General features: G+C 68.0%; 5 protein-coding genes. 4 read left to right on the top strand and 1 reads right to left on the bottom strand.

Annotated features, from left to right (window positions below):
- Positions 1–216: 216 nt before the first annotated feature.
- On the top strand, positions 217–1,311 hold the full coding sequence (locus E3O28_RS07855) for an S-(hydroxymethyl)mycothiol dehydrogenase (protein ID WP_134401071.1): 1,095 nt from the start codon (positions 217–219) through the stop codon (positions 1,309–1,311).
- Positions 1,311–1,940: an MBL fold metallo-hydrolase gene (locus tag E3O28_RS07860; protein WP_134415548.1), complete on the top strand. Its 630-nt coding sequence runs from the start codon at positions 1,311–1,313 to the stop codon at positions 1,938–1,940. Before E3O28_RS07855 ends, E3O28_RS07860 begins: the two co-directional genes overlap by 1 nt.
- Before the next feature lie 452 nt (positions 1,941–2,392).
- Here E3O28_RS07860 and E3O28_RS07865 read toward each other — a convergent pair whose 3' ends face one another.
- Positions 2,393–7,258 carry an NAD-glutamate dehydrogenase gene (locus E3O28_RS07865; protein ID WP_134415549.1) on the bottom strand — a complete coding sequence of 1,622 codons (4,866 nt, stop codon included), beginning with the start codon at positions 7,256–7,258 and terminating at the stop codon, positions 2,393–2,395.
- 176 nt (positions 7,259–7,434) lie between these two features.
- Between E3O28_RS07865 and E3O28_RS07870 the strand changes: the two genes are divergently transcribed.
- Together E3O28_RS07870 and E3O28_RS17220 are read left to right on the top strand one after the other, a co-directional pair.
- Positions 7,435–8,415, top strand: a complete 981-nt coding sequence (locus E3O28_RS07870) for an NAD(P)H-quinone oxidoreductase (protein WP_134415550.1) — start codon at positions 7,435–7,437, stop codon at positions 8,413–8,415.
- 68 nt (positions 8,416–8,483) lie between these two features.
- Positions 8,484–8,612 (top strand): hypothetical protein, encoded by a 129-nt coding sequence (locus tag E3O28_RS17220; protein WP_277874696.1) that lies wholly within the window; start codon positions 8,484–8,486, stop codon positions 8,610–8,612.
- Positions 8,613–8,932: the final 320 nt, after the last annotated feature.

Genomic DNA, 8,932 nt, shown 5'->3' on the forward strand with positions numbered 1-8,932 from the left:
TTCTCGGCCGGTCGCGCGGCTCCGCGCGCGGCATCCGCACCCTGAACCCCTAACGAATTCGACGGAGATTTTGCCTCTACGAGCCTGTTTCGGGCCGAAACGGGTTCTCTCTGGCAAAATCTCCGTCGAATTGGTTGGATAGGGCAGGGCAGGGAGGTTGGGTAGTGTGGTTGGGTTCCACCACCGCCTGTCCGGGCACCAACCCAGAGGAGTCCCATGTCGATCACCGTCAAAGGCGTCATCGCTCGATCGAAGGGCGCGCCGGTGGAGCTTGTCGACATCGTCATCCCCGACCCTGCACCCGGTGAGGTCGTCGTCGACATCGAGACCTGCGGCGTCTGCCACACCGACGTGCACTACCGTGAGGGCGGCATCAACGACGAGTTCCCATTCCTGCTCGGCCACGAGGCCGCCGGCCGGGTCAGCGTCGTCGGCGAGGGCGTCACCCACGTCGCCGTGGGCGACTTCGTCGTGCTGAACTGGCGCGCCGTCTGCGGCGACTGCCGCGCCTGCAAGCGCGCCGAGCCCTGGTACTGTTTCAACACTTTCAACGCCACCCAGAAAATGACCCTCACGGACGGCACCGAGCTCAGCCCCGCCCTCGGCATCGGCGCCTTCGCCGAAAAGACTCTTGTGCACGAGAAACAGTGCACCAAGGTCGACCCTGCCGCCGACCCCGCGGTCGTCGGACTGCTCGGCTGCGGCATCATGGCCGGCATCGGGGCCGCCATGAACACGGGCAACGTGACCAGGGGCGACTCGGTCGCCGTGATCGGATGTGGCGGCGTGGGTAACGCGGCGGTCGTCGGGGCCCGGCTCGCCGGGGCATCCGTCATCATCGCGATCGACCGCGACGCGAAGAAGCTCGCGACCGCCCAGACGCTGGGCGCCACCCACACCATCGACTCAGCCGGCCTCGACGAGGACGGCGTGGTCGCGGCCGTGCAGGCACTGACCGGCGGGTTCGGCGCGGATGTCGTGATCGACGCCGTCGGGCGTCCCGAGACCTGGCGGCAGGCGTTCTACGCCCGCGACCTGGCTGGCACCGTCGTGCTGGTGGGCGTGCCGACCCCCGAGATGATGCTGGAGATCCCGCTGCTCGACGTGTTCGGCCGGGGCGGTTCTCTGAAGTCGTCCTGGTACGGCGACTGCCTGCCGGAACGCGACTTCCCGATGCTGACCGACCTCTACCTGCAGGGCCGCCTGCCGCTGGACGAGTTCGTCAGTGAACGAATCGGAATCGGGCATATCGAGGAGGCATTCGCGAAGATGGCCCGCGGCGACGTGCTGCGCTCCGTGGTCGTGCTCTGATGACGGCGCGGATCGAACACCTCGTCACCTCGGGCAGCTTCAGCCTCGACGGCGGCACCTGGGACGTGGACAACAACGTCTGGATCGTCGGCGACGACGACGAGTGCGTTGTGGTCGACGCGGCCCACGACGTCGACGCCATCCTCGCCGCGGTTGGCGACCGCAAGCTGGTGGGCATCCTCTGCACGCACGCGCACGACGACCACATCGGTGCCGTCGCCGGGGTGCAGGCCGCGCACACCGCGCCGACCTACCTCCACCCCGACGACATGATGCTGTGGGACCGGGTCTACCCGGATGCCCCGCCGAGCCGTCCGCTCGAGAACGGCCAGCGCATCCGGGTGGCCGGTATTGAACTCGAGGTGCTGCACACGCCGGGGCATTCTCCCGGCGCCGTCTGCTTCTATGCGCCCGCGCTCGGCACGGTCTTTAGCGGCGACACCTTGTTCCATGGCGGACCCGGCGCGACCGGCCGGTTGTTCAGCGACTTCCCCACGATCCTCGCCTCGATCAAAGGCAAGCTGCTGATGCTCCCGGCGAGCACCGTCGTGCTCACCGGCCATGGCGAGTCGACGACAATCGGCGCCGAGGCCGGGCACCTGGATGAATGGATCGCCCGCGGCCACTAGAGCGTGACCCCGGAAGACTGCCCCGGAAATCCGTCGAGCGGCGCCGCCGATGTGGTCAGAATCCGTTTTTGGCAGCACGGACTGTGGCTAACTCAGGAGATCCCCGCACGCCGGGGACGCCAACCGCGTGATTCCGCGGCACGTGTGCGGCCAAGAGGCATTGCGTTGTCAGATCTCCTGAGTCAGCCACACTGCGGCGGAGGCTGGTTCGGGACACCGGCTGCCCGCGGGCGACCCTGACCGGGCTCAGGCACCCGTCGGTTCGGGCCATCCACCGTGGCTAATTCAGGAGATCCCCGTGCCCGGCCGGCACCCGCCTCGTGATTCCGCGGCCGATGCCGGCCCACACTCATCAGGCTCGCCATTCTCCTGAGTTAGCCCCAAACGGCCGGTGGCAGCAGGCAGTAATAGTGGGCAGCAGCGCTCAGCGACGGATGTCCGCAGCCGGCAGGTCAGCGGCGCACGATCGAGCGCAGCAGCCGCACTACCACGGACAGGGACGCCATGTCGTCCTGACCGAGGGCGTTGACCTCCTCGAACACGCTGCGAGCCCGTCCCAACTGTTCCGCGTTGAGCGCCTCCCAGGCGAGCAGTCGGGCGTCGGCGTGACCGGCATGTGTTTCCTTCAGCACCGCCCGCGTCATATCGGCGACCGTCGAGTACAGGTCGTCGCGGAGGGCGGCGCGGGCCAGGGCCTGCCAGCGGTCCTTGCGCGGCAGCACGGTGATGCGCTCCAGCAGGTTGTCCACCCCGAACCGGTCGTAGACCGTGTAGTAGACGCCGGCGACGTCGGCCAGAGGCTCATCGACCTGCGCGGAGATCTGCGCCACATCCAGCAGGGCGAAGGCCTCGAAGAGTTCGGCCCACCGGCGACCGAGGTTCTCCGGAACGCCCCACTCCTGGGCGGTCTCCAGCAGGGACTGCACGCGTTTGAGGTCGCCGCCCTTGAGGTAATCCTCCAGGTGGGCGCGCATCAGGTCCATCTGCGGTTTGTACTGGGCCACCACCTCGCCCACCAGTCGCGACGCCCCCTGGTTGACCTGCCAGCGCACGGCCCGGTCGAGCAGGCGACGGATGTCCAGGTGGATCGACGTCCAGTGCTTGGTCGGGAACGACGACGGCAGGGCGTTGACCTCGGCCACGAGCACGTCGATTTCGAAGATCTCCCGCAGCGCGACGAAGGCTTTCGCTACCGTGGCCTGGTTCGCCGAGGTCTCCTCCATAGCCCGGAACGCGAAGGTCACGCCGCCGAGGTTGATCATGTCGTTCGCGACGACGGTGGCGATGATCTCGCGGCGCAGCGGATGCGTGTCGAGCTCGGCATCGAAGCGCTCGGACAGCTGCACCGGAAAGTACCGGCGCAGGGTTCGGCCGAACCAGGGGTCGTCGGGCAGGTCACTGTCCCGCAGCGTGGTCGCCAGATCGATCTTGGCGTAGGCCGCCAGCACGGACAGCTCGGGTGAGGTCAGGCCCTGGCCCGTTTCAAGGCGCTCCCGCAGCGTCGCCGTGGTGGGCAGCGCCTCCAACTCGCGCTTGAGGTCGCCCGAGGCCTCCTGCCAGTCCATCAGCCGTTCGTAGCTGGGGCTCCAGGTGGTCACCTTCGCCCGGTCGTTGAGCAGCAGGATGTTCTGGTCGACGTTGTCTTCCAGCACCAGCCGCGCCACCTCGTCGGACATGGAAGCGAGGAACTCCGACCGCTCCGACTCGGCCAGCTTGCCGGCGGCCACCATCCGGTCGACGAAGATCTTGATGTTGACCTCGTGGTCGGAGCAGTCCACCCCGGCGGAATTGTCGATCGCGTCGGTGTTCAGGATCACGCCGGTGAGGGCCGCCTCGATGCGCCCGAGCTGGGTCATCCCGAGGTTGCCGCCCTCGCCGACGACCTTGACCCGCAGATCCCGGCCGTCGACCCGGATGGCGTCGTTCGCTTTGTCGCCGACCTGCGCGGCCGTCTCGCTGCTGGCCTTCACATAGGTGCCGATGCCGCCGTTATAGAGCAGGTCGGCCGGGGCGGCCAGGATGGCGCGGAGCAGTTCCGGCGGGCTCAGCCGCACCGTCCCGTCCGGCAGCCCGAGTGCGGTGCGCACCTCGGCGGAGATCGGCACCACCTTGGCCTGGCGCGGGAAGACCCCGCCGCCGGCACTGATCAGGCTGGTGTCGTAGTCCGCCCACGACGACCGTGGCAGGGCGAAGAGGCGCGCTCGTTCCTGGAAGGAGCGCGCGGCATCCGGATTCGGGTCCAAGAAAATGTGCCGGTGGTCGAAGGCCGCCAGCAGACGGATGTGCTCCGAGAGCAGCATGCCGTTGCCGAAGACGTCGCCGGACATGTCGCCTACGCCGACGACCGTGAAGTCCTCGGCCTGCGTATCGACGCCCAGTTCGCTGAAGTGGCGCTTGACCGACTCCCATGCGCCGCGGGCGGTGATGCCCATTGCCTTGTGGTCGTAGCCGATCGAGCCGCCGGAGGCGAAAGCGTCGCCCATCCAGAAACCGTATTCGGCGGCGACGCCGTTGGCGATGTCGGAGAAGGTGGCCGTGCCCTTGTCGGCCGCGACGACCAGGTAGGAATCGTCGTCGTCGTGGCGCACCACCCGGGCGGGCGGCACGAGCCGCTCCCCCTCCGCCGTGGTCACCAGGTTGTCGGTGAGGTCGAGCAGCCCCCGGATGAAGGTCTTGTAGCTCCCGATGCCCTCGGCCATCCAGGCCGCGCGGTCCAGCGCCGGATCGGGCAGCTGCTTGGCGAAGAACCCGCCCTTGGCGCCGGTCGGCACGATCACCGCGTTCTTGACCGTCTGCGCCTTGACCAGGCCGAGCACCTCCGTGCGGAAGTCCTCCCGCCGGTCCGACCAGCGCAGCCCGCCGCGGGCCACCTTGCCGAAGCGGAGGTGTACGCCCTCCACCCGCGGGGAGTACACCCAGATCTCGTACTTCGGCCGCGGGAACGGCAACAGATCGATCGTGGTCGGGTCGAGTTTGATGCTCAGGTAGGGCTTGTCCTGGAAGAAGTTCGTGCGCAGCGACGACTCGATCAGGTTGATCAGGGTGCGCAGCACCCGGTCGGCGTCGAGCGTGGTGACCGCTTCCATGGCCGCCGTCAGCTCATCCTTGACCTGCAGGCTGCGACGGATGCGTTCCGGCTCGGCCAATTCCGGATCGAACCGGGCCTCGAAGAGCGCCACCAGCCCTCGGGTGACGGCCGGATTTGCCAGCAGGGTATCGGCGATGAAGCCGTAGGAGTTGGTGTTTCCGGCCTGGCGCAGGTACTTGGCGTAGCTGCGCAGGATGACGACCCGGTGCCAGGGCATGCCCTCCCGCAGCACCAGTCGGTCGAGGCCGTCCGATTCGATGGCCCCGCTGACGGCGGCGCCGAAGGAGTCGGCCAGGAGTGCGCCGGTCGCGACCGGGTCCACACCTTCGGGGTAGCTCAAGCCCAGGTCGTAGAGGTAGAACGCGCGGCCGTCGGCGGTCTCGATCTCGAAGGGCACCTCGTCGAGCACCTCGATGCCGAGGTTCTGCAGGAACGGCAGGATCTGGCTCAGGCTCTTGGGCTCCATCATGTAGAGCTTGATCCGGGCATCCTCCGCCGTGACGCCGCGTCCTGCGGTGCTTCCGTCGTCGGCGTCGATGACCGTGTCACCGGCGCCCGTGCCGGTCGGAAGATACACGTTCAGCGCCGGCCGGATCGGCCCGGTCCCGGCGGCCTCCGCCGCGGCGGCGGCCGCGGCGCCGGCCTCGAATCGCCCGATGTCCTGCACGGCCTCCTCGAGCTCGTAATCCACCCGGTAGCTGGCGGGGAACGCCTCCGACCAGAGTTCGGAGAGGCGCTCCGCCTCGTCCAGCGGGTGGCTCTCGCGCAGTTTCTCGCCGATCCCCTCGGGCCAGGACCGCACCGCCATCACCAGCCGGTGCTCCAGCGCGACGGCGTCGACGACGCCGACCGTGTCGTTCTTCTGCAACCGGATGCGGAAGAACAGCCGGGCCAGCGCGGACTCGGTCATCCGGGCCTCGAAGTCGACGGACTCGGCGTGGAAGGTGTCCCGCAGCTCCTTCTCGATCCGCAGCCGCACGGCCGTGGTGTACCGGTCGCGGGGGAAGTAGACCAGCGCGGTCATGAACCGGCCGTAGACATCCGGGCGGAGGAAAAGCCGGGTGCGCCGCCGCTCCTGCAGACGCTGGATGGCCAGCGTGGTGGTGAACAGGGTGGGCACGTCGATCTGGAACAGCTCGTCGCGGGGGTAGGTTTCCAGGATGCCGAGCAGCTCCTTGCCGCTGTGCGACCCTGGCGGGAACCCGGCCTGGTCCATCACGGCGTCGACCTTTTCGCGCAGGATCGGCACGTCCCGCACCGAGCTCGTATACGCCGTGGCGGCGAACAGGCCGATGAAGCGCTGCTCCCCCCGCACGTTGCCGTCCGCATCGAAACTCTTGATCCCGATGTAATCGAAGTACGCCGGGCGATGCACGCTGGAACGCGAGTTCGCCTTGGTGATCACCAGGGCGCTGCGCTCGCGCGCCTTGAGCCGGCCGGCATCCGTCAGGTGCTGAATCTGGTGCCCGTCTTCGGTGGAGCGCAGCAGCCCCAGGCCGCTGCGGTCACGGATGCTCAGCACGTCCTCTCCGTCGACGGTCTCCAGGTCGTACTCCCGGTAGCCGAGGAAGGTGAAGTTGTCGCGGTCGAGCCAGCGCAGCAAGTCCTGCGCCTGCTTGATCTCCTGGATGCCCTCGGCGTGGGCGACGTCGCCGAGCGCGTCGGCGATCTCCACGGCCTTCGTTCGCATGGCCTGCCAGTCCTCGTTGGCGGCGCGAACGTCGCCGAGGACCGTGGCCAGCCCGGCGACCAGAGCAGCCCGCGCCTCGTCGTTGGCGGTTTCGATCTCGATCGCGATCCACGACTCGACCTGGGTGACGGTCTCGTCGACGTCACCGGGCCGGGCGCCGTCGCCTCCGTGCACGCGGGTGACGCCGAGGAGCTCGTTGGTGTTCCGGTCGCGGGTCACGACGAGTAGCGGGTGCACTTCGAGGTGGATGGCCGAGTGCTGGCGCACCAGCTCGGCGGTCACCGAGTCAACCAGGAAAGGCATGTCGTCGGTGACGATGTAGACGATGCTGCGGCCGGCTTCGTTCCGGATCTCGATGTTCGGGGTGCTGGGGGTGCGGCTCTGGGCGACCTGCCAATGGTGGACGGCCCGCTCGCGGAGGGTTCCCCCATCGGAGTTCTGCCGGTCTTCCCCGGCCAGGTGCTCGTAGTAGTCGCCCAGGAAAGCGTCGAGTGTGCTGCCTGCCGGTGATTTCCCGGTGCGGGTGGACTCAGACGTCATTGAAATAAGCCTCCATCAGAAAATCTCCGCGTCATTGCGGATCACGTGCGTACGACCCAAGGCATGCAACAGCCACGCCCCTGTCTACCATCGTAGATTCCGTGGCCGGGTTCCACAGACCGAACCACCGCGCAGTCGTGGATCCGTCGCAAAGTGCACGCGCGTAGGCTGACCCGATGCGCGCGATCATCGTAGACACCCCCGGCGGCCCCGATGCCCTCACCCTCACAACGGTGAGCGACCTGCCCGTCGGGGCCTGCGACATCCGGATTCGGGTCGCCGCGGCCGGCGTGAACCGGGCGGATGTCGCGCAGCGGCTGGGCAGCTACCCGTCGCCGGCCGGGGCGCCGCAGTGGCCCGGGCTGGAGGTGTCCGGAGTCGTCAGTGAAGTCGGCGCCGAGGCAAAACGGTTCGCGGTCGGCGACCGGGTGTGTGCCCTGCTGGCCGGCGGCGGCTACGCCACCGAGGCCGTGGTGCACGAAGACCTGGCCCTGTCCGTGCCCGAATCCGTGGACCTCGTCGAGGCGGCGGGCCTGCCGGAGGCGCTGGCCACCGTGTGGTCGAACGTGTTCCTGAGTGCGGGGCTGGCCGCCGGGGAGACGCTGCTCGTGCACGGCGGCGCCAGCGGCATCGGCACCACCGCGATCCAGCTGGGCGTGCTCGCCGGCGCGCGGGTGGCCGCGACGGCCGGCTCAGCCGAGAAGCTGGCGGTGTGCCGCAGCCTGGGCGCGGAGATCCTGATCAACTATCGCGAGCAGGATTTCCCCACCGAAATCCAGGCCGCCACAGAGGGGCGCGGCGCCGACGTGATCCTCGACATCATCGGTGGCTCCTACGCGGCCCGCAACGTGGCGGCACTGGCGGTCGACGGCCGCATCATGGTGATCGCCAACCAGAGCGGCGAGAACGCCGACTTCGATCCGTTCCATCTGATGCAGAAGCGCGGCCGGTACTGGGGTACCACCCTCCGCTCCCGCCCGTTCGAGGAGAAGGCGGCAATCATGCGGGCCCTCAGGACGGATGTCTGGCCCTGGCTTGAATCCGGCCGCTTCCGCCCGGTGATCGACAGCATTTTCCCGTTCGAGAAGGCCGCCGAGGCACACCGGCGGCTGGAGGCATCCGTTCACGTGGGCAAGATTCTGCTGGTCGGTGATTGAGCCCGTCGGGACTCGGGACTCGGGACTGAAACATGCGCTGGAAAAACAATCTGAAGGGAGAATGAGTTTTGAACAGCATCAGTCTGTTCGTGCCGATCCTGCCCGGCAAGCTCGACGCCTGGAAGCAGTTCACCGGGGAGTCGAACGCGCGCATGCGCGAGCACACGGAGTCGCGCCGGCGGGCCGGCATCACCTGAGAAACTGGCACACCGAGAGCCAGTGGGGGGCCACGGCTAGTTCCGACACCGAGTGAGGATGCCGCCGTGGGTCCAGAGCTGCTCCACGTTGGTCGGCTTCCACTCTGTCGGCGACCTCCGGCGACACGAGGTCGGCCAGCCATCCGTCCCGAACGAATTCGACGGAGATTCTGCCGAAATCTGCCCTAAACCCACTCTGGAAGGCGATTTCACCCAAAATCTTGGCTCTCCTGCTTCATCCGTGGGTTAAACCCGGCCGGGGAGTGCGGGTTTGTGGCCGCCGAGGCTGAGCATGGCCAGGGCGATGAGGGCGTCGGGTG

Origin of the sequence: Cryobacterium sp. TMT2-14 (assembly GCF_004402465.1) — a bacterium.
Taxonomy (GTDB): Bacteria; Actinomycetota; Actinomycetes; order Actinomycetales; family Microbacteriaceae; genus Cryobacterium; species Cryobacterium sandaracinum.